Consider the following 26,071-nt stretch of genomic DNA (forward strand, 5'->3'; position numbering starts at 1 on the left):
GCGTTACTTCGTCTTACGGAAGACGAGCAATGCCCGCGCCGGTAGAGAAACCTCGTCGCCGTCTTGCACGACCAGTTCCACCGAACCGGTGGCATCGGTGGTGTCCAGAACGGCTGTCCACTCGGTGGCGTAGTCGTCGGGCGGGATGCTGAAATCGACTTCGTGGTCGTGGGCGTTGAAGCACATCAGGAACGAGTCGTCGACGACCCGTTCGCCGCGGGAGTTGGATTCGGGTATCGCATCGCCGTTGAGGAACACCGCGATGCTCTGGCCGAATTCGCCGCCCCAGTCTTGGGGTTGCATCGCCTTGCCTGCCGGTGTCAGCCAGGCGATGTCGCGCACTTCGTCGCCGGTGCGGATCGGCTCACCGTCGAAGAACCGGCGACGGCGAAACACCGGGTGGGCCTTACGTAATGCGGTGACCTTGCGGCCGAATTCCAGTAGCTCGGCGTTCTTGTCGACCAAGGACCAGTCCATCCACGATAATTCGGAGTCCTGGCAATACACGTTGTTGTTGCCCTGCTGGCTGCGGCCGATCTCGTCGCCGTGCAAGATCATCGGCGTGCCCTGGCTCAGCATCAGCGTCGCCATGATGTTGCGCATCTGTCGTCCGCGCAGCTCGAGGATTTCCGGGTCGTCGGTCGGGCCCTCGACGCCGCAGTTCCAGGACCGGTTGTGGCTCTCGCCATCACGGTTGTCCTCGCCGTTGGCCTCATTGTGTTTTTCGTTGTACGAGACGAGGTCGTTGAGCGTGAATCCGTCGTGGGCGGTGACGAAATTGATGCTGGCGCCTGGCCGGCGGCCGGTCGCCTCATAGAGATCCGACGACCCGGTCAGGCGGGACGCGAACTCGCCGAGTGTCGCGGGTTCGCCCCGCCAGTAGTCACGCACAGTATCGCGATATTTCCCGTTCCACTCGGTCCACAAACCCGGGAAGTTGCCGACCTGGTAGCCACCCTCGCCGATGTCCCACGGCTCGGCGATCAGCTTGACCTGGCTGACTATCGGATCCTGTTGCACCAGATCGAAAAACGCGCTCAGTCGGTCGACGTCGTAGAACTCGCGGGCCAGCGTGGAGGCCAGGTCGAACCGGAAGCCGTCGACGTGCATCTCGGTCACCCAGTAGCGCAGCGAGTCCATGATCAGCTGCAGCGTGTGCGGGTTGCGAGCGTTGAGGCTGTTACCGGTGCCGGTGAAATCCTTGTACAACCGCAGGTCCTCGTCGACCAGACGGTAGTAGGCGGCGTTGTCGATGCCGCGAAAGTTGATCGTGGGTCCCAGATGGTTGCCTTCGGCGGTGTGGTTGTACACCACGTCGAGGATGACTTCGATGCCTTGCTCGTGAAAGGCCCGGACCATCGACTTGAATTCGGTCACCGCGCCACGGACGCGCCGGTTGGCGGCGTACTGGTTGTGCGGGGCGAAGAATCCGAACGTGTTGTAGCCCCAGTAGTTTCGCAGCCCCAGGTCGATCAGGCGATGGTCGTGCATGAATTGGTGCACTGGCATCAGTTCGATCGCGGTGACGTTCAGCGATTTGAGGTGATCGATGATCGCCGGATGCGCCAGGCCGGCGTAGGTGCCGCGCAGCGCCTCGGGGATAGCGGGATGCGCCTGAGTCATACCCTTGACGTGCGCTTCGTAAATCACCGTCTCGTGATACGGCGTGCGCGGTGCGCGATCGTTCGCCCAGTCGAAGTATGGATTGATCACCACGCTGGTCATGGTGTGCCCGTACGAGTCGAGCCGGGGCGGAGTGCCGGTCTCAGCGGGGTCCTCGGCGGCGACGGCGAGGTCGTAGGAGAACAGCGGCTGGTCGAATTTGAACTCGCCGTCAAAGCACTTGCCGTACGGGTCGAGCAGCAGCTTGCTGGGATCACAGCGGTGCCCTGCCGCGGGGTCGAACGGGCCATGCACCCGAAAGCCGTATTGCTGCCCGGGGTTGATGTCCGGCAGGTATGCGTGCCAGACGTATCCGTCGACCTCGTCGAGGTTGATCCGGGTTTCCTGACCGTCGTCACCGATCAGGCACAACTCGACTTTCTCGGCGATCTCGGAGAACAGTGCGAAGTTGGTGCCGCCGCCGTCGTAGTTCGCGCCCAACGGATAGCTGCTTCCCGGCCACACGGTGGCCAGCGCGGGCGGGGCCGCGGCGGCGCCATTGGTCGGGTCTGACGGGGGCATCTCTCGACCTTAGTGGCGGTCCGATCCGATCGCTCTGCTGGCTCCGGCCGCCCCGGGCCGTGTCTTTTGCCCGGCTCCTCCTCATGCCAATGCTCTGCCTGCATCGTCGCCGGGCGGTCACCACCAACCGGTGGCCGGTCCGACCTGCCGACCCAGCTCGTTGGTCATCGTGCGCATGTAGGTAGCCGACAGGTGGTGAGCGTCGTGGTATACCAACACGTTTCCCTCGACGGCCGGGCAGATGTCGGCCCGGCAGACCGCGTCGCTCATGTCCAGCGGCTTGAGCATCGGGAACTGCTCAACCCAGTCGAGGGTGGGGTTGCGGTCGGCCAGCACATCGGAGCGCTTGATGCCGCACGACACCGCGTCGCCGCCTTTGGCGAGGCAGTCCGGCGGGTTGAACGGCTGACCGTCCTTAACCAACCACGGGGTGTCTCGCATGGCGAGGATCGGAATGTTGTTGTCAGAGAACGTCTGCCAGATTCCTACGTAAGTGCCGGGCATCACGTCACCGGGTTTGATGTTCCATGGCCGCGTCGAGGTGGTGAACACGAAGTCTGGGTGGTCGGCCACCACCGCTGCCATCGCCTTGGCCACCCAGTCGCGGCATTCCGGGTAAGGGTCGTTGTTGCCCATCACCAACGGCATCTGCTCAGTGGACAGCGGGCAGCCCATCTTCAGGTATGTGGTGACCTTGAAGTGGTGTCTGCGCCCGAGCAGGTCCAGCGCGGTCAGCCAGTGCTCGGCGTGCGAGCCACCGGCAAGCGCGATGGTCCGGGTGGCGTTCTTGTCGCCGTAGCTGCACCTGATCACGTCGGTGTTTTTGAAATCACCGATGCAGCCGTCGCGAGTGGACGGCGGGTAGTCCTCCTGGGCTTCCAACACGGTGGGCCGCATCCGGAGCTTGGGCACTCGCACGTGCTTGACCAGCGCGCGAGCGCCGGGATAGTCGATGGAACTCAGCCCGCTCAACTCTTTGCCGCTGGCGCGTTCGACGTTGACGTGCTCGCGCCAGGTGAATGCCGTCGCGGTGAGCGTCACACCCATCAGCCCGACTACCGATCCCAGCACGATCGTCGGGCGACGTAGCCGTGTTCGCCAGGGCAGAGCAGGCGCCGCCCCGGGCGCGGTGCGAGCGGCGCCGCGCTGCCGCAGCGGTTCCTCGATGTACCGGTTCGTCCAATAGGCCAGCAGGCCGGAGATCAGCAGTACGGCGGTGCCCTCCACGACGTTGGCATGCGCGTGACCGGTGTAGGCCAGCCAGAAGATCAGCAGCGGCCAGTGCCACAGATACAGCGAGTAGGCCATCGCGCCGAGTCGCACCAGTGGCGCTGTTGCCAGCAGCCGGTTGGGCCGCGGCAATATGACACCCTCAGCCCGGTTGGCGCCGGCCAGAATGAACAGCAGGGCAGCGCCGACGGGGACCAGGGCCCACGGGCCGGGGAACTGCTTGACGCCGTCGATCAGCGCGCCGCAGGACAGCACCGCGGCCAGCGCGATGATGGCGGCCGTCGTGCGCAGCCACATCGGCCAACGCACGTAGGGGACCAGGGCACCGACGAGCACGCCAAGCAGCAGCTCCCACGCACGCGCGAAGCTGTTGTAGTAGGCGGTTGCCTGGTTGGCCTGGTGGGCGACGATCGCGTAGACGAACGACGCCACGGTGAGCGCGGTCAGCAACACGATGAACGCCGTCCGCAGCCGATCCCCGAGCCGGCGTCGGAACATCACCGCGAAGCCGAAGATCAGCAACAAGAACGAGAGATAAAACTGGCCTTGTACCGACATCGACCAGATGTGCTGTAGCGGGCTGACCGCTTCGCCGGCCCGGAGATAGTCGGCCACCGTGCTGGCCAGCTCCCAGTTCTGGTAGTAGCCGAGGCTGGCCAGACTCTGGTCCGCGAAGGTCTCCCACCGCGTCTCCGGCTGAATCAGGACGGTCAGCAGTGCGCAGCCGGCCAGCACCACCACAAGAGCCGGCAGCAGCCGGCGTGCCAACCGAAGCAGCTCGGGCACCGGCGACAGCGACGACGCCGGATTGAGCGCTGTGCGTAGCAATTTGCCGCCGAAGAAGAAACCAGATAGCGCCAAGAACACGTCGACGCCGCCGGACACCCGGCCGAACCACACGTGGAACATCGCCACCAGGGCAATGGCTATGCCACGCAGCCCGTCGAGATCGTGGCGGTAGAACCCCGTTGCGCGTTTGCCGGTCGCGTGTTGCGTAGGGCACGCAACGTCGGCGTCGGCCGGACGGGTCAGGGAGGCGGTCATGATTGACAGCCAATCTACCTAACCCGCCGGCCGTTCCGGGTGCTCGAAACCGGCGGCTAGCTCCCGATCAGGACTCCAGGATGCGAGTCAGGTACGGCATCATGCCGTTGGTACGCGCGGGCGAGACCGTGACGCCAGGCTCGGTGGCCTCGATCATTTGGTTGTTGCCGAGATACATCGCGACGCTCTGGGTTCCACCGGGTCCGTAGCAGAGCAGGTCGCCCGGACGTGCTTGCGCGGGCGCGACTTTGCGGCCGACGTTGCACTGCTCGGCCGACGTGCGGGGCATCTTCACCCCAGCGCCGGCGTAGGCGTACTGGATCAGACCGGAGGCGTCGAAGCCGACGATGTTGGCATTCAGGCCAGTGCCCCGGGTGGGGCCCGCCGCGTTGCCGCCGCCGTAGAGGAACGGCACATTGCGCTGAGAAAGCGCACGCTGGATTACGTAGCTGGTCGACTGCTGGTATCCGACGAGAGTCGGGCCGGTCGGGTCAGCGCTTGCGATGTGCGGATTGACCATCGGCAGCGTCAACAACAGGGCCAGGGTGGACGGGACGGCGAAGCTGCGTCTCATGTTGATCACCTCTCTGTGGCTTTGGCGCGGTGACTTCACGCCTCTGCCGCCATTCCCGATTCACCACCGAGACCCATGCGCTGGCCCGCCCCGTTGGGGGCCGCATGCCGCCACCGAGACCGGTGTCGGGTGGACCCGCCGGTGAACCGCTGAATTCACAACAGTCACTAGGGACACTGTGGCAACAAAAGGTGGCCAGAGCCACTGCGCAAGCCCTCTGAGCGGGATTTTTTGTCATACCGTGACCCGACGGTGACCGGATGTCGGCCGGGGGCCGAACCGGCAGCGAACCGTTGTGATTTCGCTCTCACTCGCCGTCGTCCACAACCCCGGATCCGCCGTGCCAGTACGTGCTGCTGAAGTCGGTCAGCGCCGAGCCGGCCGCCGAGGCGAACAGCACCAGGGCGATCGCCAAAAGTGGCCAGAAGGACAGATACCAACCCTTCAACAGCGAGACCAGCGGCCCAAGCAGTGCCGCGGCGACCGCAGCGCCGATGCATCCCCACACCACCGGGTAGATGTAGAAATCGACGCCGAGAGGCGCGGGTGGGCAATCGCCGGTGCAGACGTCCTTGAGGAAGCCGAAAAGCCGCGAATACCAATCGGTCCCGAAGGCAATGGCCGCCAGCAGCATCAGCAACGCGAGCAACGAGAACACATCCCACGGGATCAGCCGCAGCCGCAGCACCCGCTGTGGGGAGTCATCGTGGTCGCTGGGGGACGGGTCATCGAACTGCTGCGGCGAAGCCATGGTGGCTCAATGCTGCCGGATGCCCGGCTTTTGTGCGACCGAAAGCTGAGCGGGTCGGCCACCGAGGCCGGCTGCTTTACCCTCGTTTTCTATGACTTCTGCGGCCCCCGGGATGTCGGGGCTGACGCCCCAGCAGATCAGCGCGATCGATGCGGCCCACCTGTGGCACCCCTACAGCACGATCGGGGGCTCGAATGCCGGCGCGGAGACGCTGAATGTGGTGGCGGTCGGCGCCCGCGGCGCCTGGCTGACGCTGGTCCGCGACGGCGAGCAGATTCAGGCAATCGACGCGATGAGCTCGTGGTGGACAGCCGTCCACGGTCATGGCCACCCCGCGCTGGATGCGGCGCTGACCAGGCAGCTCGCCACCATGAACCACGTCATGTTCGGCGGGCTCACCCACGAGCCGGCCGCTCGGCTGGCGCAGCTCCTCGTCGAGATCACCCCGGCAGGTTTGGAGACGGTGTTCTTCAGTGACTCCGGGTCGGTGTCGGTTGAGGTCGCGGTGAAGATGGCGCTGCAGTACTGGCGCAGCCGCGGCCGGGTGGGCAAGCGCCGGCTGATGACTTGGCGCGGGGGATACCACGGCGACACCTTTACGCCGATGAGCATCTGCGACCCCGACGGCGGCATGCACAGCTTGTGGACCGACGTCCTTGCTCACCAGGTGTTCGCCCCGCAGGTGCCCCGTGATTACGACCCCGGCTACAGCGCGTCATTCGAGGCGCAGCTGGCCCGACACGCAGCCGAATTGGCCGCCGTGGTCGTCGAGCCGGTAGTCCAGGGCGCCGGCGGGATGCGGTTTCACGATCCGCGTTACCTGACCGACCTTCGCGACATCTGCCGACGGCACGACGTCCTGCTGGTCTTCGACGAGATCGCCACCGGATTCGGCCGCACCGGCGAATTGTTCGCCGCCGACCATGCCGGCGTCAGCCCCGACATCATGTGCGTCGGCAAGGCGCTCACCGGCGGTTACCTCAGCTTGGCCGCCACGCTGTGCACCACCGACGTCGCGCACACGATCAGTTCCGGTGAAGCCGGAGCGCTGATGCACGGGCCCACGTTCATGGCCAATCCGCTGGCCTGCGCGGTATCGGTGGCTGCTGTCGAATTGCTGCTCGGCCAGGATTGGCGCTCGACGGTCGCCCAAGTCGGCACCGGACTGACCGCAGGTCTCGAGCCGGCGCGGGCGTTGCCGGGGGTGACCGACGTTCGGGTCTGTGGCGCCATCGGGGTCATCGAATGCGACCGCCCTGTTGACCTGGCGATCGCGACGCCGGCCGCGCTTGATCGGGGGGTCTGGCTGCGGCCGTTCCGCAACCTGGTGTACGCCATGCCGCCGTTCATCTGCACCCCCGACGAGATTGCGCAGGTCACCTCCGCGATGGTCGAGGTGGCCCGGCTGACCGGTTCTCGTAGGCTCTAGTGCGATGACGCAGATCGATACTTCGCCGTTGGCCTGGCTGGAGGCGCATGCTGAGGCGCGCCGCCAGGCCGGGCTGCGACGCGCGTTGCGGCCCCGGCCCGCGGTGGCCACTGAACTCGACCTTGCGTCCAACGACTACTTGGGCCTGTCGCAGCATCCCCAGGTAATCGACGGCGGAGTGGACGCGCTGCGTACCTGGGGTGCGGGCGCGACCGGTTCCCGGCTGGTCACCGGCAACACCGCGCTGCACGAGGAGCTCGAAACCAGGCTTGCCGAATTCGTCGGTGCCGCAGCAGGTTTGGTATTCTCATCCGGATACACCGCCAACCTGGGCGCGGTGGTAGGGCTGTCCGGGCCGGGTTCGCTGCTGGTCTCGGACGCCTACTCGCACGCCTCGCTGGTCGACGCCTGCCGGCTGTCGCGGGCGCGGGTGGTGGTGACCCCGCATCGCGACATCGACGCGGTCGAGACGGCATTGGCCTCCCGGAACGAGGAGCGGGCCGTCGTCATCACCGAGTCGGTGTTCTCCGCGGACGGCGCGCTGGCTCCGGTACGGCAGCTGCACGAGGTGTGCCGCAGGCACCGGGCGCTGCTCATCGTCGACGAGGCCCACGGACTGGGTGTCCGAGGTCCCGGTGGCCGCGGGTTGCTGCACGAACTGGGATTGGCCGGCGCGCCCGATGTGGTGATGACCACCACGCTGTCCAAGGCGCTGGGCAGTCAGGGCGGCGCGGTGCTGGGGACCGTCGGGGTACGCGATCACCTGATCGACGTCGCCCGCCCGTTCATCTTCGATACCGGTTTGGCGCCGGCGGCAGTGGGCGCCGCCCTGGCGGCGTTGCGGGTGTTGACCGCGGACCCGTGGCGAAGCCAGGCGGTACTGCGACACGCGGGCACGCTGGCCGGCATCTGTGGAGTCGCGGAGATTCCGCAGTCCGCGGTGGTGTCGGTGATCCTCGGCGCGCCGGAGGTGGCGCTGGCCGCCGCGACGGCCTGTCTGGAAGCCGGCGTCCGGGTGGGCTGCTTCCGGCCGCCGACGGTGCCCGTAGGTACGTCGCGGCTGCGCCTGACCGCTCGCGCGTCGCTGGATCAGGACGACATCGAGCTGGCCCGCACGGTGCTGACCGACGTGCTCGCCGCGGCCCGCCGTTGACGGTTCTGGTCGTCACCGGCACGGGGACCGGTGTCGGAAAGACCATCACCACCGCGGCCCTGGCAGCGTCAGCGCGCCACGCGGGTGTCGATGTCGCGGTCTGCAAGCCGGTGCAGACCGGTACCGACCTGGGCGATGACGACCTCGCCGAAGTGACGCGGCTCTCCGGGGTGAGCAAGGTCGTCGGGCTGGCGCGTTATCCGCAGCCGCTGGCTCCGTTGGCGGCCGCCGAGCAGGCCGGAAAACCTTTGCCCAGCCGCCGCGACATGCTCAAACTCATTCGCGCAGTGGACCGTCGGGGTCAGCTGACCCTGGTCGAGGGTGCCGGCGGTTTGCTGGTCGAGATCGCCGAGGCCGGCACGAGTTTGCGAGACCTTGCGGCTGATCTGGGTGCCGCCGCGCTGGTGGTTGCCACCGCTGAGCTCGGCACGCTCAACCACACCGCATTGACAGTGGAGTCGCTTGCAGCGCATGGAATTTCCTGCTCGGGTCTGGTGATCGGCAACTGGCCGCAGCAGCCCGGAGTGTTGGAAACCTCGAACCGGTCGGCGTTGGCGCGCCTGGCGCCGCTGCGTGCCGCGCTGCCCGCCGGTGCGGGGTCGATGAATTCCGGCGAGTTCGTCGCGATGAGCGCGCACGCATTCGACCGGGCCTGGGTCACCAGTCTGGTCAGCTGATGGTGCACTCCATCGAGCTGCTCTTCGATCGAGACACCGAGGCGACTCTGCGGCGCATGTGGGACGACCTGTCCGTTGCGGACCTACCCGGCAGGACTCCGGCCGGCCGGCCGCACGTGACGCTGGCGGTGGCCGAGCGGATCGAGCCCGACGTCGACGCTCTGCTGCGGCCGGTCGCGCAACGCCTGCCGCTGGGCTGCACGGTCGGGGCACCGCTGCTGTTCGGACAATCGAACGCCGTCCTTGCCCGGCTTGTCGTGCCGTCGGCCGAACTGCTCGCTCTGCACGCCGAGGTGCACCGAATCTGCGGCCAGCATCTGCGGCCCGGACCGTTGCCGCACAGCCTGCCCGGTCAGTGGACGGCGCACGTCACGCTGGCTCGCCGAGTCGAGGATGCGCGACTCGGCCCCGTTCTGCGCGTGGCAGGCCTGCCGTCAGAGATCCGGGGCAGCCTCACCGGTCTGCGTCGATGGGATGGCACCGAACGCGTCGAGCATCCGATCGGCTGATCTACTTTCCGCTGCTGCCAGGGCTCGAGCCGCCGCCCGCGGTGTAGGAGGCCTTGCCGGTACCGGCCAACGCTCCGCCGGCCACGATCAGGTACTCGTCACGGATCGGCTTGTCGGCGAAAAAATCCTCGAGAATCTCGCGAGCGCCCGCGGCGTACCGGGCCTGCGCCGACAGCGTCGTGCCCGAGATGTGTGGCGTCATGGCATTGTTCGGCATCGCGCGCCACGGATGGTCGGCCGGTGGCGGCTGCGGGTACCACACGTCGCCGGCGTAGCCGGCCAGCTGACCGCTCTTCAACGCGGCGACAACCGCGTCGCGCACGCAGATCTCGGCGCGCGCAGTGTTGACGATGTAGGAGCCCCGCCGCATCGATGCCAGCAGCTTTTCATCGAACAAGTGGTAGGTCTGCGGGTGCAGCGGAGCGTGGATGGACACCACGTCGACGGCACGCACCAGCGAAGCGGCGTCGGGGTGATAGGTGACGCCCAATTCCTTTTCGGCCTTCTCTGGGAGCCGCCTGGTGTCGGTGTAGTGCAGGTTGACATCGAAGGGGGCCATCCGCCGCAACACGGCTTGTCCGATGCGGCCCGCGGCGATCACCCCGACGTCCATGCCTTCGACGTCGTAGGCGCGCTCAACGCAGTCGGCGATGTTCCAGCCGCCGTCAGCCGCCCACTGGTGGGAGGGGACGAAATTGCGCACCAGTGCCAGGATCTGCATGACTGCGTGCTCGGCGACACTGATGCTGTTGCAGAAGGTGACTTCGGCGACGGTGATTCCGCGGGCGATCGCCGCGTCGAGGTCGACGTGGTCGGAGCCGATCCCCGCGGTCAGGGCCAGCTTGAGCTTCTTCGCTTTGCCGATCCGCTCAGCGGTCAAATATGCCGGCCAAAATGGTTGCGAGATCACGACATCGGCGTCGGGCAGCTCCCGTTCGAACTCCGAGTCGGGGCCGTCCTTGTCGGAGGTGACGACCAGCTGATGGCCGCCGTCTTCGAGGAATTTGCGCAACCCCAGGGCACCTGACACACAGCCCACCAGATCGCCGGGGGTGAAGTCGATCGCCGACGGGCTCGGCACGGTCTGGCCGTCGGGATAGCCACTGATCGACGGGATGCTGTCACGCGCATACACCGGGGGATAGCCGGTGACCGGGTCCGGATAGAGAACCAGCAGTACCTTGGCCATGACTTTGTCCTTTTCTCCTGTGCCTGCCCGACGGGATTCTGTAAGCCTTCACCACCGCGGTCACCAACAGCCGGGCAGGGGTCCCCTCCCGTTGACGACAGGTCAGGCGCTGAAGAGTAGGTACAACCCGGTGAACGTGTAACCGACCATGACCAGCATCATGGTCAGCTGGCCGGTGAGTTGGTGACCCTTCGGTAGTAGGCGCAGCGCTTTGTCATGCGCCGCGATCACCGCGACGATGTGCCCGGTGACCACCGACGTCACCTTGACCACCGCCAACACCGTCGGGTGCAGCGACAGCACATAGGCGACGTGTAAATGCCCCAGCCCGAGCAGGTTCCAGCCCTTGCCGAGCGGATCGGCGAGGGCGAACACCGCCTGCTGTCCTCGCTCGACCAGATAGGAGAGGTAGTGCGCGAAGATGTAGCCGACCACGATCGGAATCAGCGAATGCGCGAGCTGGCCGGGTAAGGCGCGACGCTGTTCACGTTCGACTCCGCCCGTCGCTCGGGCGGCAAGCGAAAAAGTGGTCGCCACCACCGCGATGAACAGCAGCAGTCCGACAGTGCGCAGCCCGGACAACGAAACCGATACCGGCACAGCGTGAATACCACGGGCGAGCCCGTCGGCGAAGTTACGCCAGGTCGCCGACGACGAGAAGCTGTCGAACGCGGTGGAGCCGAGCAGCACCGCCAACACGACGACGATGCCCGGCCGAATGGGTAGCGACAGCAGGTGATCGAACGGGTTGCCGATCGCGATGCGCCCGCCCTCCCGGTCGCGCCGAAAGGGCGATAGCCGCGAGACCGCCATGCTGTATACGCCGAACGGGTCTGCGCGGGCGAACCAGCGTTGCCCGCATAGCCATGCTCCGATCAACAGCACCGCGGCGTAGATCAGCAGCCAGGTCTTGACCCATGCCAGAGCCGCAGGGTTGGGGCTGGCCAATTCCATCCATACGAACGTGAACAAGCCGACCGCAGCCGGCCGGTACCCCCAGGATTCCGGGTAGGACAGCCGCGGCCTGGCGATGCGTTCCGGTGTAATGCGTTGCAGCAGTTGGTACACCGTGCGCACCGGTGAGACGACCCGCCAAACCGGGCCGAAGAGTAGCGAAGTCGCCACCAGGCCAACCCACAGCAGCACGTAGAAGACGCCGAGCAGCGCGTTGGCCTGAGTCTGCGGACCCCATAACCCGGCCAGCAGCACCCATCCGGTGAACCCCAGCGCCGTACCCGCGGCAACGCCGCGGGTAACACGTGAGTCCACGAAAGTCGTCACCGCCTCCGGAAGCGGGCGAGCGGGGTTGTCCGGGTCAAATCGCGGCCGGCGCCAGGCGAACGCGACCAGGGCGAAGGTGAAGGTCAACGCCCAAGCCGCACCGATCACCGAAAAGGCATACGGCACAGGCAGATCGCTCGACCCGCCAAGGCCGTGCGCGACGATGACCGAATCGGTCACGGATGCACGTGGATGGTGGCCACGGTGCGGTCGAGATGGTGCAGTTCGACCTCGACGCTGCCCGGTACGTCAACGCTGAATTGGAACGTCTGGTTGGCCGCCGCGGCCACCTCGAATTTGTGATCGGGCACCGAATGCACGTGCAACTCGTCGGTGGCGTCGCTGGTGACATGCAGCGTGATCGGCTGACGAACCGTAGCCTGCATCGTCGCGTTGGCCGGCGTCACCTGACCATGCGCGATGGTGATGTCGATCGTCAGCCCGGCACCGCCGGCCGGCTTCGATGCACCGCCGCACCCGGCCAGGGCGACTAACAGTGTCGAAACCGCAACAGAGAAAAGCGCTTTGCGAATTCCCCGCAACGCGCTCACGCTGCCCGCGGCGGCGAGTGCTCCACAGCCTCTTCGCCGGGTTCGTTCGGCGCATTCTCCGAGTTGTTGATCCGTCCGGCACCCCACGTCAGCGCGGTGATCACACAAAGCGTGAAGAACAACACGACGATGCCGCCCGCGGTGAACAGCCACGCGGGAACGCCAGGATCGCGTTCGCGCTGCAAGATCGCGACTTCGAAGGCGAACGGCCGGGTGCCGTTGCTCAACACCGGGATCTCGGGCACTGGGATGGCGGAGTCGGCCGGCGCCCAGATCGGCACCGCCGCCAAGTCACGGCCGTCGTGCACCCGCAACAGTGTCTTCCAGTCACCCCACACCGGAATTGGTTCTGTGGACACGTAGTGGCCGGGTCCGACCTTTTGCAGCCGGTTGATCACCAGGCCACGGTGGTTCTGCATCTTGCCCTGCCACGCCAAGATCGTGACCCAGTCCGGATGGTCGCCGGCCATGTTGGGTGGGTTGAGTTGCACATCGGCCGACGCGAGCCGCTGTCCGGCCGGACTGGGCAGGTCGGTCAGCTTGACCGTCGCCGAGTCCTGCTTCGGCACGTTGATGTGCAGTCCGTTGGCGACGGTGCCACCGATGACAAGCACCGTCAGTGCTACCGCGGTGATGCCGAAGGCGCGACCCGGCAAACGCTGACTGGTGAGCACCATGCCGACCAATGCCGCGCACACTCCGGCCAAGATCGCCACCGGCACCGCCGTCGGCAGCGCCTCGCGCCACAGGTCGACTGGCCACGGGTAGTGGTACACCTTGCCGATCCACAGCGACTCGAGCCACAGACCTGCCGTGCCGATGCCAAGTCCAGACACGGCGCCGAACAGAATCGGGCGGCGGAAAAGCGGTGTCAGGGCGAGCAATTCGACGACCAGTGCCGGCCCGAGATAGAGCGGGAACCAGTTGATCGCAGCGCCGAGGATCGGCCCGACGATTACCGCGACGGCCCCCCGCAGCCCAATCGCGAACAGCGCCGCGATGATCGCCGCGCCTCTACCCAGGGTCATGCGGGCGATGATCGTCCCGATCGCCGCCGCCGCGGCGATCAACATCGGCTGGAAGACCAGTCGGAACTGCGGCACGCCGAAGTCGAACTCGATTTGGTAGACCGACATTCCGATCAGGAGGCCGCCGCATGACAGGTAGCGGAGGACTTTGATGAACGGCCCGTCGTGGCGCTCCAGCGCTTCGTCGGCGGGCGTGTCTTCGGTCTTGCGCGCGCCCTCGTACTCCAGCATCAGCACCGCGAACAGCGAGAAGTTCGCACCACCGATCATCATCAGATGGGTTGGACCCCAAAGCGTTACGTCCTGGCCGAAGATGCGGTGCCAAACGTCGTCGAGCGGAAAGCCGATCATCGCGTACAGGCCGCAACCGGCCATCAGCAACCCGCCGACCGGGGCGTACCAGTTGCGGGTGATGCGTACAGCGGCCGGACCTGGCTTGTCGAACGGCAGCACCACCGAAATCATGCCCGCCAGGAAAATGCCGAACAGCCCGATGATGATGAAGTAGTGCGCCGGGTTCGCCAACGGACCCGGGTCGCGACCGTTTCCGATGTGCCAGCTGACATCCCAAATGAAACCGAACAGAGCGCAGATGATCGACGATGTGAAAACCAGGATGGGCAGCGCGACCCAGGACGGCCGGTTGAACTTGTGTCCCAGCCGCTCGGCGATCGTGTTGAACCAGGTGATCCGGTGCGTGCGATGGGCCCATCCGACGTACAACAGCACCACGCCGATGATCATCGCGGCGAACGACAGGCCTATCACCTGGTTGAGGCCTGCGCCGCGCGCCGGCGGCTCCGCTGCCAGAAGTGTCAGCTCCACCGTGATACCTCCCACCGCGACGGACCGCCCACAGTTCTCGGGCGCTCAACTTACTTCACAGTAGGTAGCCTGCGGGCGCTCCGCTCAAACTTCGGTCGATTTGCTGTCGGCGTGTTTCAGTCACGCCGTTCGTCGGTCGAGGCCTGTTGATCGTCATCGGGAGTGCGCCGGTCTTTGATCGCGACGTACAACACAACGCCGACGACGACCACCGCCGGCAAGAACGCCGGCCCGGCCAGCAGAAGCCAATGATGAGACACGTATTCAACGTGTGCACTAGCCAATTGCATTCACTCCCGGGGCTCTGTTGCCTACCCCGGTCGGGTACCCAGCGACCGCCGCATCGACCACATCACGTTTGTGCAGGTGCACACCGCTAGCCTAGCCTGGGCACCGGTCAACGCTGGTTGCGAGAAGCCCTGGTCCGCTGCGTCCCGGATGCGTGGACAGGACAAAGACGAAGATCTAAGGAGTAGCTGGTGACTCAGGCGGCGACTCGGCCAACATCCGAGACCGACAGCACCGACATCCTGGCCGTGGCGCGTCACCAAGTGCTCGAGGGTGGCGAAGGGCTGAGCCGGCAACAGGTGCTGGAGGTGCTGCAGCTTCCCGACGAACGGCTCGAAGAGCTGTTGGCGCTGGCGCACGAAGTGCGGATGGCCTGGTGCGGTCCCGAGGTCGAGGTCGAAGGCATCATCAGCCTGAAGACCGGCGGCTGCCCCGAAGACTGTCATTTCTGCTCGCAATCGGGGTTGTTCGCCTCACCGGTGCGCAGTGCCTGGCTGGATGTCCCCAGCCTGGTCGAAGCCGCCAAACAGACTGCCAAGACCGGCGCCACCGAGTTCTGCATCGTCGCCGCGGTACGCGGACCCGACGAGCGGCTGCTGGCTCAGGTGGCTGCCGGCATCGAAGCGATCCGCGACGCTGTCGACATCCAGATCGCCTGCTCACTCGGCATGCTGACCGCCGAGCAAGTAGACCGGCTCGCCGCGATGGGCGTACATCGCTACAACCACAACCTGGAGACGGCTCGCTCCTTCTTCCCCAATGTCGTCACCACACACAGCTGGGAAGAGCGCTGGGAGACGCTGTCGATGGTGCGCGAGGCCGGCATGGAGGTGTGCTGCGGCGGCATTCTCGGCATGGGCGAGACCATCGAGCAGCGCGCGGAGTTCGCCGCCAACCTGGCCGAGCTGGACCCCGACGAGGTGCCGCTGAACTTCCTCAACCCCCGGCCGGGCACGCCGTTCGGTGACCTCGAAGTACTGCCGGCCAGCGAAGCGCTCAAGGCGGTCGCCGCATTCCGGTTGGCCTTGCCGCGCACCATGCTGCGCTTTGCCGGTGGCCGGGAGATCACGCTTGGGGACCTAGGCGCCAAACAGGGCATTCTGGGCGGCATCAACGCCGTGATCGTCGGCAACTACCTGACCACGCTGGGCCGGCCCGCCGAGGCCGATCTGGAGCTGCTCGAAGATCTGCAGATGCCGATCAAGGCCCTCAACGCCAGCCTGTAGACGAGACGGTGATGCTCCGCGATCTGCCTGCGCCGGTAGGGGCGGGCATTTATAACGTCTATACCGGCGATCCGGCCGACAGCGCCGTGCCGACGGCAGCCCAGCTGGGTTTGGAGCCGCCCCGGTTCTGCGCCGAATGCGGTCGGCGGATGGTGGTTCAGGTCCGGCCCGATGGCTGGTGGGCGAAATGTTCGCGGCACGGCCGGGTGGACTCGGCGGATCTGGAGGCACAGCGATGACCGACGTGCGGGCCGGCGGCGTGCCGCGCATTTCCCGGCGACGAGCCGAAATCACGGTGGCGGCGGGACTGCTTCCCATCGGCGCGCTCGTCGGTGCCCTGTGGGCATGGCTGACCCCACCGATCAAAGGTGCGGTGGCGCTGACCCATAGCGGTGAGCGGGTGCACGAGTATCTGGGCAGCGAAGCCGATCATTATTTCGTCGCCGCGTTCCTGATGCTTGGGCTGCTGAACGTCGTCGCCGCGGTGGCAGCCGTGCTGGCCTGGCAGTGGCGGCCGCACCGCGGTCCCGGGATGGTCGCCGGGCTGTGCGCCGGCGTGGTGATCGCGGCCGGTGCTGCGATCGGCGTAGGCGTGCTCTTGGCGCATTTACGGTATGGCGCAGTCAATTTCGACACCGTCCCGGTGAGCCACGATCACCCGCTGTACTACGTCACTGAGGCGCCATCGGTGTTCTTCGGCTCCTCAGGGCTACAGAAAGCCTGCACGCTGCTGCTTCCGGCCGCGACCGCCGCACTGGTCTACGCCATACCGGTTGCGGCGACCGCACGCGACGATCTCGGCGGCTATCCGGCCGTCGAGGCGGTGTATCCGCGCGCTGAAAGCGCTGAAGGCTCGACGCCGTCATAGCGGACGGCGGTGTACTGCCTTTCCGGTGATGACCTTGGCCGCGATGACGGCCAGCCGCGCCATGCCAACGTAGGTGGTCGGGTTGAACATCGTCGGCCATTTCGTTCTGACCAGGTGATCGGTCAGTGGCCGGCGCGCAAACCGGTCCTGCAGCCAGCGCAACGCCATCGGCGCCGACAGCGGATGCAGCAGCAGGTGCTCGTTGAACGCGTCGCGGTGATAGGTGACATCGGCGCCGCCCGCCGAGTAGGCGTCGGCCAGCCGGTCGATGTCTTCGACGTCGATCAGATAGTCGTGCACAGCCTGCACGATCAGTACCGGCGGGGTGGGCACCTTGGCGCCCAGTCGGATGCTGTCGAAGACGTGCTGAACTTCCGGCATCGTCAGGATTTCTTCCAGCGGCCGGTCGAGGTACTGTCCGACGTCCTTCTTGATCATCCGGATGACCGCGCCGATGGTCGTCATACTTTCCAGCCGGCGCAGGATCGCGCGTCCCTCGTCGGTGGCGTGTTCGTCGATGACCCGGTCCAGGTCGGGGTAGATATGCACCAGCGCGGCGATCACCATGGCCGGTAGGCCGGACAGGAAGCTCCCGTTGAGCCGGCGGAACGTGTGGCCGAGGTCGCCGACCGGTGACCCCAGCACTGCGCCGACGATGTCCAGCTCCGGTGCGTAGTCCGCGCACAGCTCGGCGGCCCATGCGGTCGCTAGGCCGCCGCCGGAGTAGCCCCACAAGGCCACCGGCGCCGACGAGGCCAGCCCGAGCCGCTCGGCGTTCATCGCGGCCCGAACACCGTCCAGAATGAAGTAACCGGGCTCGAACGGCGCCCCCCACATTCCGGCGCGGCCTTCGTGGTCGGGGATCGACACCGCCCAGCCTTCGGCGAGCGCGGCCGCGATCAACAGATATTCCAGCTGGGCCAGCGAGCCCACGGCCTGCGCGCGTCGCCGCAGGGCATACGACGGAAAACATCGAGACGACACCGCGTCGATCGCGCACTGGTACGAGAGCACCGGGCAGGGCCGCTCGGGCGTGGCGTCGGCGGGCACGATGACCGTCGTTGCCGTCGCCTCGGGCCTGCCGTTCATGTCCGTGGTGCGGTACAGCAGTTGGGTGGCCATCGCTCGTTGCGGGATCAGGCCGAGAAATGCCAGCTCTACGTCGCGCGAACGCAGCACGGTGCCGGGCGTGGCGTGCTGGTAACCGGGCGGCGGCTCGAAGAACGGATCCTCAGACGGCAGGAGTGGTCGGGCCTTGGCCTGCAAATCCTCATGGGGCGCCCGACCGATCCACTCGGCACCGGTCTCGGTCGCGCTCGCAAGGTTGCCAATGTCCATCGGAACATTCTTGCTTAAGAGGGCTTTAAGAATCCAGTCGGCCCGCCGGTGGCTCGCGCATGTCACGCAGAGCCGGGAGGGCGCAACGCGGCGAATTCGTCAGTGACCCGCAGCTGTGACTCGGTGAATCGATACATCGCCGCCGGGCGGCCGCCGCTACGCCCGGACTGTGCGACGGTGCCGGTCGGCGTGATGACGCCACGGCGGGTCAGCACACGCTGCAGATTGGTGGTATCCACCTGGTAGTCCAGTGCGGCGCTGTAGATGTCGCGCAGCGTCGACATCGCGAATTCGGTTGGTGCCAAGGCAAATCCGATATTCGTGTACGACATCTTGGCGACCAGTCGGGTCCGGGCGTGAGCGACCATCGGGCCGTGGTCGAACGCCATCGGCGGCAACGCGGCGACCGGGTGCCAGCGGGTGTCCGGCGGTAGCTCCGGGATGGCGGGGGAGGGAACCAGGCCCAGGAACGTCGACGCGATGGTGCGCGCGCCGGGCAATCGTGCGGGTTCGGAAAACACCGCGAGTTGCTCCAAGTGAGCGACTTCACGCAGATCGACCTTCTCGGCCAGCTGGCGCCGCACCGACGTCGTCATGTCCTCGTCGTGGCGCAGTTGCCCGCCGGGCAGAGACCACGCACCTCGTTGCGGATCGCGAGCACGCTGCCACAACAGCACACTGAGCTCGGGTTTTTGCGTCTTCGAGCCTGGTCCGAGCCCGCGAACCTGGAATACGACAGCGAGCACTTCGTGCTCAGTGCTACCATTGACCATGTTTTCGATTATAAGTCGAAAACCGACGCCGGGAGTCGAAAGGATCGACTATGACAGTCGTGAATCGCACCGACTTGCTGTCAAACGGGCTGGAAAAAGACATGGCAAACGATCTGGCCGCGGGAATCACTAACTCTCCCAACGGTTTCGGTGGCATCGAAGGCGACGCGCAATGGGCGGCCGAGATTCGTCGGCTGGCTGACCTGCGGAACGCCACGATCCTGGCGCACAACTATCAGCTGCCGGCCATCCAGGATGTCGCTGATCACGTCGGAGACTCGCTGGCGCTGTCCCGGGTCGCCGCCGAGGTGCCCGAGGACACCATCGTGTTCTGCGGTGTGCATTTCATGGCCGAGACCGCGAAAATCCTCAGCCCCGACAAGACTGTGCTCATCCCCGATCAGCGTGCCGGGTGCTCGCTCGCCGACTCGATCACGCCCGAGGATCTGCAGGCCTGGAAAGACGAACACCCCGGCGCCGTTGTCGTCTCCTACGTCAACACCACCGCAGCGGTGAAGGCGCTCACCGACATCTGCTGCACTTCGTCCAACGCCGTCGACGTCGTAGCCTCCATCGACCCCGACCGCGAGGTGCTGTTCTGCCCCGATCAGTTCCTCGGAGCCCACGTGCGCCGGATGACGGGCCGCGACAACGTGCACGTGTGGGCCGGTGAGTGCCACGTGCACGCCGGGATCAACGGCGATGAGTTGGCCGATCAGGCCCGCCGGCACCCCGACGCCGAGCTGTTCGTCCATCCGGAGTGTGGCTGCGCGACGTCTGCGCTGTATCTGGCCGGTGAGGGCGCCTTCCCGGACGACCGGGTCAAAATCCTGTCGACCGGAGGCATGCTGGACGCCGCGCGCGAAACCCGAGCCCGACAGGTGTTGGTCGCCACCGAGGTCGGGATGCTGTACCAGCTGCGCAACGCCGCACCGGACGTCGACTTCCAGGCGGTCAACGATCGTGCATCGTGCAAGTACATGAAGATGATCACCCCCGCGGCCCTGTTGCGTTGCCTGGTCGAGGGTGCCGACGAAGTCCACGTCGATCCCCAGACCGCGGCACGGGCGCGGCAGAGCGTGCAGCGGATGATCGCGATCGGCCAGCCGGGCGGCGGCGGCGGCGAATGAGCATCCACCCGACTTGGGCAGAGAGCGCTGATGTCGTCGTCATCGGCACGGGTGTCGGTGGTCTGGCCGCGGCACTGGCCGCGCACCGCGCGGGCCGGCGCGTCATCGTGCTCAGTAAGGCCGGCCGCAAGCCGGGCGCGACGGCCACGCACTACGCCCAGGGCGGGATCGCCGTGGTCTTACCGGACACCGACGACTCGGTCGATGGGCACGTCGCCGATACCCTGGCGGCCGGCGCCGGGCTTTGTGATACCGACGCGGTGACCTCGATCGTTGCGGACGGCTTTCGGGCAGTCACCGAATTAGTCAGCGACGGAGCGCAATTCGATCGGGCTGCGACCGGCGGCTGGGCGCTCAGTCGCGAAGGTGGACACTCCCGGCGACGCATCGTGCACGCGGGGGGCGACGCCACCGGTGCCGAGGTGCAACGGGCCCTCGACCGTGCGGCGACCACGCTGGACATCCGGACCAAGCACGCCGCGTTGCGACTGCTGCACGACACGGCTTCGGGAGTCGATGCTGTGACCGGTGTTCTGGTAGCCGATCCGCGGGGGATCGGCATCGTCCACGCGCCGTCAGTGATTCTGGCCACCGGCGGTCTCGGGCAACTCTTCGGCGCGACAACCAACCCGGCCGGTTCCACCGGCGACGGGGTCGCGTTGGCGCTGTGGGCCGGTGTCGCGGTCAGCGACATCGAGTTCATCCAGTTTCACCCGACGATGCTCTATGACGGCCGTGCAGGTGGTCGCCGGCCGCTGGTCACCGAGGCGATACGCGGTGAGGGCGCGGCCTTGGTTGACAGTCAAGGTAATTCGGTGACCGCGGGTGTGCATCCGATGGGAGATCTGGCGCCGCGCGATGTGGTGGCCGGCGCGATCGAGGCGCGCCTGCGCGCTATCGGCGACGACTGCGTTTACCTCGACGCCCGCGGTATCGACGACTTTGGTCGCCGCTTCCCCACTGTTGCCGCCGCCTGCCGGGCGGCGGGCATCGACCCGGTTCGTCAGCCGATCCCGGTGGCCCCGGGTGCGCACTACAGCTGCGGCGGCGTCGTCACCGACGTTCACGGTCGCACCGAGCTGCCCGGGCTGTTCGCCGCGGGCGAGGTCGCCCGCACCGGCATGCACGGCGCCAACCGGCTGGCATCCAACAGCCTGTTGGAGGGCCTGGTCGTGGGAGGCCGGGCGGGCCGCGCCGCGGCTGAGCACGCAACGCTGCTCGGACGTGTCCACGCGACGGCGGGGGAGCCGGCCGGATGTGCGGCACTGGCTCGCGCCGAGCTACAGCGGGCCATGAGCCGCGATGCCGCGGTGGTCCGCGACGCGGATGGCCTGTACCGGTTGATCGGCAAATTGTCGGCCGCGCCGGCGGGCGCGATCACCACCCGCGCCGGCCTCGAGGACGCGGCATTAACCGTCGCCGCCCGCGCGGTGGCCACGGCGGCGCTGGCCCGCGAAGAAAGCCGAGGGTGTCACCACCGGGCGGAGTATCCGCACGCGGCTCCCGCTCCGGCCCGCAGCCTGGTCGTCCGGCTTGACGCGGACTACGACGCGCAGGTCGAGGAGTTGGCGGAGGTCTGCTGATGGCTGCGCCGTCGAGGATGCGGAGCCGAGCGGAGAGGAGCGCCATGGGGGATTTGTCGGAAATCGACCTCACCGAGGCACGCGCCACGATCGCTCGGGCGCTCGACGAGGATCTGCGCTACGGCCCGGACATCACGACCGCGGCGACCGTGCCCGACGGTGCGGGAACCACGGCGTCGCTGATCACCCGCGAACCCGGGGTAATTGCCGGTGTGGACGTCGCGCTGCTGGTGCTCGACGAGGTGCTGGGCGCCGACGGGTATCGGATCATCGACCGGGTCGACGACGGCGCCCGGCTTGAGCCGGGAGCGTCGGCATTGACGGTGGAAGCCCCCATGCACGGCCTGTTGACCGCCGAGCGCACACTGCTCAACCTGGTATGCCACCTGTCCGGGATTGCCACCGCGACCGCGGCGTGGGTGGACGCGGTGCACGGCACCGCAACGAAGATCCGTGACACCCGCAAGACGCTGCCCGGTTTGCGTGCCCTGCAGAAGTACGCGGTCCGGGTGGGCGGTGGCGTCAACCACCGGCTCGGCCTCGGCGACGCGGCGTTGATCAAGGACAACCACGTCGCGGCTGCGGGGTCGGTGGTCGCGGCGTTACGCGCGGTGCGGGCCGCCGCGCCCGGCCTGCCGTGCGAGGTCGAGGTCGATTCGCTCGAGCAGCTCGACGAAATCCTGCCCGAGGGCGCCGAATTGGTGCTGCTCGACAATTTTCCGGTCTGGCAGACCCAGATCGCGGTGCAGCGCCGCGACTCCCGGGCGCCGGCCACCAAACTCGAGTCCTCCGGCGGACTTTCGCTGGAGTCCGCCGCGGACTACGCCGGGACCGGAGTGGACTACCTCGCGGTCGGGGCGCTCACGCATTCAGTGCGGGTGCTCGACATCGGCCTGGACGTCTAGCGCGAAGTAGCGATCATCAAACGCACGCTTAGATACGGCGATCACCACCTCGGCGGAGCGGCGCCGCGCCCGAAACCCCAGGTCGACTGACCTAGTCTCGGTTTGCTCACCTCATCGGGCGCTGGCCTGAAATCGTTCTGCAACAACGGTTCCGCGTCAGACCCTGCGCTGATCGCTGAACAAGGCACCCTGAATTCGCAGTCGCGACAATGCCCGGCGAACGTCGGGTAGATGGTTGGCCAAGGTGTCATATCCACCGCCTCGGCGGCGATCAACGTTCCCGCCGATGTGATTTCGTGGCGGCTGCGGCGGATGCGAGTACGACGCAACACCCCAGCGGTGAGCTGCTCGGTTCGGATCCTCGCATCGCCGCGTGTTTCCTGCGCCGAAACCCGTTGGTGTTGTGGGAACGATCGACCACCGCCGCTGGCCTCGTGTTGAGCGACGGCTTTGGGCGTACGTTTCACCGCCGGCCCGGTGGGCGGGAACGTGAGCGGGCCGTCGATCCGCACCTCGTTGTGGATGGTTCCGGCGACTTGGACACCGATGTAGTCATGCTCGAACGCCCAACAGGCCGCCACCGCCTGCTCGTCGCGGTCCCACCGGTCGACGTCCTGCCACTCGTCGACGATCTGATGGCAGACCACCCAGTACTCGTCGGTGGCGTCGACGGCCACCAGGTCGATCCGGCACGCGTAGATAACCGGTGATCCGTCGTGCACCACCAGTCCGCACTCGACATCGTCGGGATCCGGGACCAGCGCCTCAACATCGAGGTTGATCTTGACCGGCGCGAAGTCGTCGACTGCATGCGCCCAGGCGTCATAGCAGTCCAGCAGGGCCGCCCCTCGTGGGAGCAACTCGGTCCCACCGGCGTCGGCCAGCGCACGCTCGAGGGCCTTGTGCGCCAACGGCTGGGTCACCTCGTGTTGCCAGTCCCAGGTGCCCGGGTAGTAGTACACCGCCAGCGCGTCCTTGAGAGCGGCAGGCAGCACGGGTTCGACGGCAGCGATGGGGCGCAGATTGCGACGATGGGGTGAGGCGAAGTCCCACTGCCGTCGGCAGCGTTTGAACCGAGTGCGCTCCTCCGCGGTGATCCGATACTCGACCATCTGTCCCGCCGTTCAGTGCTGGTGGGCGTGATATGGCCATGGATCGTCGACTGGCCACCGGCACCGGTCGGCGGTATCGGCCATCGACTCGAGTTCGGCGAGCAGGTCGTCGAAGAACGCGTTCAGCCGCACCGGATCGTCAAGCGGCCAGGCGGCCGAGATCGACATCCACACGTCGGGCGCGGCGACCGCAACGGGGGTTTCAACGGCGGTCAAGATTCGCCAGTTGTAGGAGTCGCCGCGGCGCTCCAGGTACACGAGGTCATCGCGACCGGGGCCTGCGGCCACGATCGAGGCGAAGAGTTCATCACGAGTCATGTCGCACCCCGTGCGTCCAGGATAGGCGCGCTGAGCGCCGCGATCTAGCGGCGAAGTAGGCAGCGGGCTGCCGGTTTTGCGGCGGTGAGCGGGCCCGCGTCGCCCGCGATGCGGGATAGGATCAACGCTCCCTCGATCAACGAAATCACAGCAACAGCAACACTTTCCGCTTCTACCGCCGACCAGCCATCGGCGCACAGCCGCTCTTCGATCGCTCTGCACCAGCCGGTGAAGGCACGTGCCGACGCTTCCCGCACCAGTGCACTGGCATGGACCGACTCGGTGGCGATCGGCTCGATCGGGCAGCCGTCGCGCCGGTCGGCGGTCAGCCCGGCGACCAGAAGATCGACCCACCGATCGACGATGTCGGCCACCGGCAGTCCGCCGGCTAAGAATCTGCGCAGCAGTTGTTCGATGGCGGCCCCGGCGCCGTCGACGACTGCGGCGGCCAGTTGTTGCTTTCCCCGCGGGAAGTGGTGATACATCGATCCCGGTTTGACCGCCGCCTCCTCGAGGATCTGGTTGAGGCCGGTCGCCGCGTACCCCTGGCGGCGGAACAGGGTAGCCGCGGTATCGATCAATGCGGCCCGGCTGCGGTCTGGTCTCGGCACGCTATTGACAATACTTGAGCAATCACTCAAGAATTCTGGAATGAGGCAGCTGACGTTCGAGGAGGCCGGTCGATACGCCTGGCGCGATGTCGCCGACCCGGAGATCACCCAGCCGCAGCAGGCGCTGGTTCGCCCCTTGGCGGTGGCGTGCTGCGACCTCGACGTCGCGGTTGCGCGCGGAGCCGCGCCACTGCCGCCCGGATACGCGGTCGGGCACGAGGGGATAGCGGAGGTCGTCGCGGTCGGTGACGCCGTCACGGGAGTCGCGGTGGGCGACCGGGTCGTCGTACCGTTCCAAATCAGCTGCGGGACCTGCCGCGAATGCCGTCGCGGCGTGACGAGTTCATGCGGTTCGCTGCCACTGATGGCGATGTACGGACTGGGTCCGCTGGCCGGCCTGGACGGCGGCGGCTTCATGTCCGATCTGGTGCTCGTGCCCTACGCCGACGCGATGCTGCTTTCGCTGCCGCCGACCCTCGACCCGGTCGCTGTGGCGTCGCTGTCGGACAACATCCCCGACGGCTGGCGGGCGATCGGCCCGTTCCGGTCGGAACTTGCCGGCCTTGACCCGGCCGAGCGCCGTGTGCTGGTCATCGGCCGGCTGTCGATCGGGCTGTATGCGGCGGCGCTCGCCGCGGCGCTGGGCTGCCGCGTCGACTACGTCGACACCCATCCGGGCCGCCTCGCCGCGGCGGAAAAAATCGGCGCCGTCGTTCACGATGCCGACAAGCCGGACAAAACCTGGGAGCCCTACCCGGTCACCGTGCACACCACCGGCAACCCGTCGCTGCTTTCCGCGGCGCTGCGCGCAACCTGGCCGGATGGCGTGTGCACCGACACCGGGATCTACTTCCAGCCGAGCGTCGAGATGCCGATGCTGCAGGCCTACACCCGAGGTGTGCGGTTCGCCACCGGGCGGGTCAGCGCGCGGGCCGTCATCCCAGACATTTTGGAGGTGCTGGCCGGCGGATGTGACTTGTCGCCGATCGTCGAACGGGTCGTGCCGTGGGAGGACGCACCGTCAGCCTGGCCGACGATCGCCGGCAAGACCGTATTCACCCGCGTCTAGGCGATATCGGCGACGAAGATCCCGACCCGACCGATCTGCCGCTTGGCCAGCCACGGCAGCCCGTCGCTGGCGCTGCCGGCCGGCAACACCCGAGGGTTGATCAGATGGACGTCCTTGCGGATGGAGTGCAGGTCGGCTTCGCCCGCTGCCAGCACGTTCTTGACCCAGTTGGTCTTGCCGTGGGCTAGCGCGATAGCCAGCACATTGTCCTTGCGGTACGCGGTGACGATGGTCTCGTATGGCTTGCCGGACGTGCGGCCCCGATGCTTGATCACCGAGAAACCCGGGAGGTAGCGCGCGATCGGCTGCACCATCGGGTTGAAGTACTTGGTTTGGAAGTTCTCAAACCACACCGGGAAGAGCATCGGGATACCCGGGGCGTTGTTGGGATGGTCCTTTCGGGACATGGCGACTCCGTTTTCGTC

25 protein-coding genes and 1 pseudogene are annotated in these 26,071 nt (G+C 66.8%); 11 read left to right on the forward strand and 15 right to left on the reverse strand.

Going from position 1 to position 26,071, the window contains the following annotated elements; all coding sequences use genetic code 11:
- Nucleotides 1-3: 3 nt before the first annotated feature.
- From glgX to WAO18_RS10255, 4 genes and pseudogenes are all read right to left on the reverse strand, one after another.
- Nucleotides 4-2,184 carry a glycogen debranching protein GlgX gene (gene glgX / locus WAO18_RS10240; RefSeq protein WP_422206080.1) on the reverse strand — a complete coding sequence of 727 codons (2,181 nt, stop codon included), beginning with the start codon at nucleotides 2,182-2,184 and terminating at the stop codon, nucleotides 4-6.
- Nucleotides 2,185-2,301: 117 nt separating this feature from the next.
- The gene (locus tag WAO18_RS10245; protein ID WP_422206082.1) at nucleotides 2,302-4,458 is read right to left on the reverse strand and encodes an acyltransferase family protein; all 2,157 of its coding nucleotides are present in this window, start codon (nucleotides 4,456-4,458) and stop codon (nucleotides 2,302-2,304) included.
- 76 nt (nucleotides 4,459-4,534) lie between these two features.
- Nucleotides 4,535-5,032, reverse strand: a pseudogene (gene ripD / locus WAO18_RS10250) (NlpC/P60 family peptidoglycan-binding protein RipD); the annotation flags it as partial.
- A gap of 307 nt (nucleotides 5,033-5,339) precedes the next feature.
- On the reverse strand, nucleotides 5,340-5,783 hold the full coding sequence (locus tag WAO18_RS10255; protein WP_422206084.1) for a hypothetical protein: 444 nt from the start codon (nucleotides 5,781-5,783) through the stop codon (nucleotides 5,340-5,342).
- Nucleotides 5,784-5,874: 91 nt separating this feature from the next.
- On the opposite strand from WAO18_RS10255, the gene WAO18_RS10260 reads away from it, so the two are divergent.
- Genes WAO18_RS10260 through WAO18_RS10275 form a run of 4 tightly spaced genes read left to right on the forward strand, consistent with a single transcriptional unit; the run spans nucleotide 5,875 to nucleotide 9,551 of the window.
- Nucleotides 5,875-7,212 (forward strand): adenosylmethionine--8-amino-7-oxononanoate transaminase, encoded by a 1,338-nt coding sequence (locus WAO18_RS10260; RefSeq protein ID WP_422206086.1) that lies wholly within the window; start codon nucleotides 5,875-5,877, stop codon nucleotides 7,210-7,212.
- Nucleotides 7,213-7,216: 4 nt separating this feature from the next.
- On the forward strand, nucleotides 7,217-8,365 hold the full coding sequence (locus tag WAO18_RS10265; protein WP_422206088.1) for an 8-amino-7-oxononanoate synthase: 1,149 nt from the start codon (nucleotides 7,217-7,219) through the stop codon (nucleotides 8,363-8,365).
- Nucleotides 8,362-9,042 (forward strand): dethiobiotin synthase, encoded by a 681-nt coding sequence (gene bioD / locus WAO18_RS10270; RefSeq protein ID WP_422206089.1) that lies wholly within the window; start codon nucleotides 8,362-8,364, stop codon nucleotides 9,040-9,042. The genes WAO18_RS10265 and bioD overlap by 4 nt, the downstream gene beginning before the upstream one ends.
- Nucleotides 9,042-9,551 carry a 2'-5' RNA ligase family protein gene (locus WAO18_RS10275; RefSeq protein WP_422206091.1) on the forward strand — a complete coding sequence of 170 codons (510 nt, stop codon included), beginning with the start codon at nucleotides 9,042-9,044 and terminating at the stop codon, nucleotides 9,549-9,551. Before bioD ends, WAO18_RS10275 begins: the two co-directional genes overlap by 1 nt.
- A gap of 1 nt (nucleotide 9,552) precedes the next feature.
- Here the strand turns inward: WAO18_RS10275 and WAO18_RS10280 are convergent, their stop codons facing one another.
- The 5 genes from WAO18_RS10280 to WAO18_RS10300 all read right to left on the reverse strand — a co-directional run bounded on the left by WAO18_RS10280 (nucleotide 9,553) and on the right by WAO18_RS10300 (nucleotide 14,685).
- Nucleotides 9,553-10,740: an NAD-dependent formate dehydrogenase gene (locus WAO18_RS10280; RefSeq protein WP_422206093.1), complete on the reverse strand. Its 1,188-nt coding sequence runs from the start codon at nucleotides 10,738-10,740 to the stop codon at nucleotides 9,553-9,555.
- Between the two features lie 102 nt (nucleotides 10,741-10,842).
- A complete protein-coding gene (locus WAO18_RS10285) occupies nucleotides 10,843-12,201 on the reverse strand; it encodes a hypothetical protein (RefSeq protein ID WP_422206094.1) in 1,359 nt (452 codons plus the stop codon).
- Entirely contained in the window at nucleotides 12,198-12,563 is a 366-nt protein-coding gene (locus WAO18_RS10290; protein ID WP_422206158.1) for a hypothetical protein, read from the reverse strand. The genes WAO18_RS10285 and WAO18_RS10290 overlap by 4 nt, the downstream gene beginning before the upstream one ends.
- 5 nt (nucleotides 12,564-12,568) lie before the next feature.
- Nucleotides 12,569-14,344: a hypothetical protein gene (locus WAO18_RS10295; protein ID WP_422206160.1), complete on the reverse strand. Its 1,776-nt coding sequence runs from the start codon at nucleotides 14,342-14,344 to the stop codon at nucleotides 12,569-12,571.
- Between the two features lie 197 nt (nucleotides 14,345-14,541).
- The gene (locus WAO18_RS10300; protein WP_422206173.1) at nucleotides 14,542-14,685 is read right to left on the reverse strand and encodes a hypothetical protein; all 144 of its coding nucleotides are present in this window, start codon (nucleotides 14,683-14,685) and stop codon (nucleotides 14,542-14,544) included.
- Nucleotides 14,686-14,904: 219 nt separating this feature from the next.
- Here WAO18_RS10300 and bioB point away from each other — a divergent pair, with 219 nt between their 5' ends.
- From bioB to WAO18_RS10315, 3 genes are read left to right on the forward strand one after another with little or no spacing between them, the layout of a single operon-like run.
- Nucleotides 14,905-15,939, forward strand: a complete 1,035-nt coding sequence (gene bioB / locus WAO18_RS10305) for a biotin synthase BioB (protein WP_422206096.1) — start codon at nucleotides 14,905-14,907, stop codon at nucleotides 15,937-15,939.
- Nucleotides 15,940-15,950: 11 nt separating this feature from the next.
- Nucleotides 15,951-16,178 (forward strand): hypothetical protein, encoded by a 228-nt coding sequence (locus tag WAO18_RS10310; protein ID WP_422206097.1) that lies wholly within the window; start codon nucleotides 15,951-15,953, stop codon nucleotides 16,176-16,178.
- Entirely contained in the window at nucleotides 16,175-16,807 is a 633-nt protein-coding gene (locus WAO18_RS10315; protein WP_422206099.1) for a DUF2567 domain-containing protein, read from the forward strand. Before WAO18_RS10310 ends, WAO18_RS10315 begins: the two co-directional genes overlap by 4 nt.
- Here the strand turns inward: WAO18_RS10315 and WAO18_RS10320 are convergent.
- Nucleotides 16,802-18,145, reverse strand: coding sequence for a lipase family protein (locus WAO18_RS10320; RefSeq protein WP_422206100.1), 1,344 nt, complete (start codon nucleotides 18,143-18,145; stop codon nucleotides 16,802-16,804). The two genes, WAO18_RS10315 and WAO18_RS10320, sit on opposite strands and share 6 nt — an antisense overlap.
- Nucleotides 18,146-18,207: 62 nt before the next feature.
- The gene (locus WAO18_RS10325) at nucleotides 18,208-18,918 is read right to left on the reverse strand and encodes an NUDIX hydrolase (RefSeq protein WP_422206101.1); all 711 of its coding nucleotides are present in this window, start codon (nucleotides 18,916-18,918) and stop codon (nucleotides 18,208-18,210) included.
- A 101-nt stretch (nucleotides 18,919-19,019) separates the two neighbouring features.
- Here WAO18_RS10325 and nadA point away from each other — a divergent pair, with 101 nt between their 5' ends.
- From nadA to nadC, 3 genes are read left to right on the forward strand one after another with little or no spacing between them, the layout of a single operon-like run.
- On the forward strand, nucleotides 19,020-20,048 hold the full coding sequence (nadA, locus tag WAO18_RS10330; protein ID WP_422206162.1) for a quinolinate synthase NadA: 1,029 nt from the start codon (nucleotides 19,020-19,022) through the stop codon (nucleotides 20,046-20,048).
- A complete protein-coding gene (locus tag WAO18_RS10335) occupies nucleotides 20,045-21,631 on the forward strand; it encodes an L-aspartate oxidase (RefSeq protein ID WP_422206102.1) in 1,587 nt (528 codons plus the stop codon). The genes nadA and WAO18_RS10335 overlap by 4 nt, the downstream gene beginning before the upstream one ends.
- A gap of 44 nt (nucleotides 21,632-21,675) precedes the next feature.
- Complete coding sequence (nadC, locus tag WAO18_RS10340) at nucleotides 21,676-22,536, forward strand: carboxylating nicotinate-nucleotide diphosphorylase (protein ID WP_422206104.1); 861 nt, start codon at nucleotides 21,676-21,678, stop codon at nucleotides 22,534-22,536.
- 41 nt (nucleotides 22,537-22,577) lie between these two features.
- Here the strand turns inward: nadC and WAO18_RS10345 are convergent, their stop codons facing one another.
- From WAO18_RS10345 to WAO18_RS10355, 3 genes are read right to left on the reverse strand one after another with little or no spacing between them, the layout of a single operon-like run.
- Nucleotides 22,578-23,648, reverse strand: coding sequence for a hypothetical protein (locus WAO18_RS10345; RefSeq protein WP_422206106.1), 1,071 nt, complete (start codon nucleotides 23,646-23,648; stop codon nucleotides 22,578-22,580).
- A 12-nt stretch (nucleotides 23,649-23,660) separates the two neighbouring features.
- On the reverse strand, nucleotides 23,661-23,966 hold the full coding sequence (locus WAO18_RS10350) for a hypothetical protein (RefSeq protein ID WP_422206108.1): 306 nt from the start codon (nucleotides 23,964-23,966) through the stop codon (nucleotides 23,661-23,663).
- Nucleotides 23,967-24,010: 44 nt separating this feature from the next.
- A complete protein-coding gene (locus WAO18_RS10355) occupies nucleotides 24,011-24,577 on the reverse strand; it encodes a TetR/AcrR family transcriptional regulator (RefSeq protein ID WP_422206109.1) in 567 nt (188 codons plus the stop codon).
- Nucleotides 24,578-24,617: 40 nt separating this feature from the next.
- Here WAO18_RS10355 and WAO18_RS10360 point away from each other — a divergent pair, with 40 nt between their 5' ends.
- Complete coding sequence (locus WAO18_RS10360) at nucleotides 24,618-25,646, forward strand: zinc-dependent alcohol dehydrogenase (protein WP_422206111.1); 1,029 nt, start codon at nucleotides 24,618-24,620, stop codon at nucleotides 25,644-25,646.
- Here WAO18_RS10360 and WAO18_RS10365 read toward each other — a convergent pair.
- The gene (locus tag WAO18_RS10365) at nucleotides 25,643-26,053 is read right to left on the reverse strand and encodes a nitroreductase family deazaflavin-dependent oxidoreductase (RefSeq protein WP_422206113.1); all 411 of its coding nucleotides are present in this window, start codon (nucleotides 26,051-26,053) and stop codon (nucleotides 25,643-25,645) included. The genes WAO18_RS10360 and WAO18_RS10365 overlap by 4 nt on opposite strands.
- Nucleotides 26,054-26,071: the final 18 nt, after the last annotated feature.

Origin of the sequence: Mycobacterium sp. (genome assembly GCF_049278535.1) — a bacterium.
Classification (GTDB): domain Bacteria; phylum Actinomycetota; class Actinomycetes; order Mycobacteriales; family Mycobacteriaceae; genus Mycobacterium.

Coding starts and splice junctions, on each gene's coding strand:
- WAO18_RS10310 (WP_422206097.1), top strand. CDS start 15,951: ATGCTCCGCGATCTGCCTGCGCCGGTAGGGGCGGGCATTTATAACGTC.
- WAO18_RS10320 (WP_422206100.1), bottom strand. CDS start 18,145: ATGGACATTGGCAACCTTGCGAGCGCGACCGAGACCGGTGCCGAGTGG.
- WAO18_RS10245 (WP_422206082.1), bottom strand. CDS start 4,458: ATGACCGCCTCCCTGACCCGTCCGGCCGACGCCGACGTTGCGTGCCCT.
- WAO18_RS10265 (WP_422206088.1), top strand. CDS start 7,217: ATGACGCAGATCGATACTTCGCCGTTGGCCTGGCTGGAGGCGCATGCT.
- WAO18_RS10335 (WP_422206102.1), top strand. CDS start 20,045: ATGAGCATCCACCCGACTTGGGCAGAGAGCGCTGATGTCGTCGTCATC.
- nadA (WP_422206162.1), top strand. CDS start 19,020: ATGGCAAACGATCTGGCCGCGGGAATCACTAACTCTCCCAACGGTTTC.
- nadC (WP_422206104.1), top strand. CDS start 21,676: ATGGGGGATTTGTCGGAAATCGACCTCACCGAGGCACGCGCCACGATC.
- WAO18_RS10315 (WP_422206099.1), top strand. CDS start 16,175: ATGACCGACGTGCGGGCCGGCGGCGTGCCGCGCATTTCCCGGCGACGA.
- WAO18_RS10280 (WP_422206093.1), bottom strand. CDS start 10,740: ATGGCCAAGGTACTGCTGGTTCTCTATCCGGACCCGGTCACCGGCTAT.
- WAO18_RS10360 (WP_422206111.1), top strand. CDS start 24,618: ATGAGGCAGCTGACGTTCGAGGAGGCCGGTCGATACGCCTGGCGCGAT.
- WAO18_RS10365 (WP_422206113.1), bottom strand. CDS start 26,053: ATGTCCCGAAAGGACCATCCCAACAACGCCCCGGGTATCCCGATGCTC.
- WAO18_RS10275 (WP_422206091.1), top strand. CDS start 9,042: ATGGTGCACTCCATCGAGCTGCTCTTCGATCGAGACACCGAGGCGACT.
- WAO18_RS10260 (WP_422206086.1), top strand. CDS start 5,875: ATGACTTCTGCGGCCCCCGGGATGTCGGGGCTGACGCCCCAGCAGATC.
- glgX (WP_422206080.1), bottom strand. CDS start 2,184: ATGCCCCCGTCAGACCCGACCAATGGCGCCGCCGCGGCCCCGCCCGCG.
- WAO18_RS10255 (WP_422206084.1), bottom strand. CDS start 5,783: ATGGCTTCGCCGCAGCAGTTCGATGACCCGTCCCCCAGCGACCACGAT.
- WAO18_RS10295 (WP_422206160.1), bottom strand. CDS start 14,344: ATGATCATCGGCGTGGTGCTGTTGTACGTCGGATGGGCCCATCGCACG.
- WAO18_RS10345 (WP_422206106.1), bottom strand. CDS start 23,648: ATGGTCGAGTATCGGATCACCGCGGAGGAGCGCACTCGGTTCAAACGC.
- WAO18_RS10350 (WP_422206108.1), bottom strand. CDS start 23,966: ATGACTCGTGATGAACTCTTCGCCTCGATCGTGGCCGCAGGCCCCGGT.
- WAO18_RS10325 (WP_422206101.1), bottom strand. CDS start 18,918: ATGGTCAATGGTAGCACTGAGCACGAAGTGCTCGCTGTCGTATTCCAG.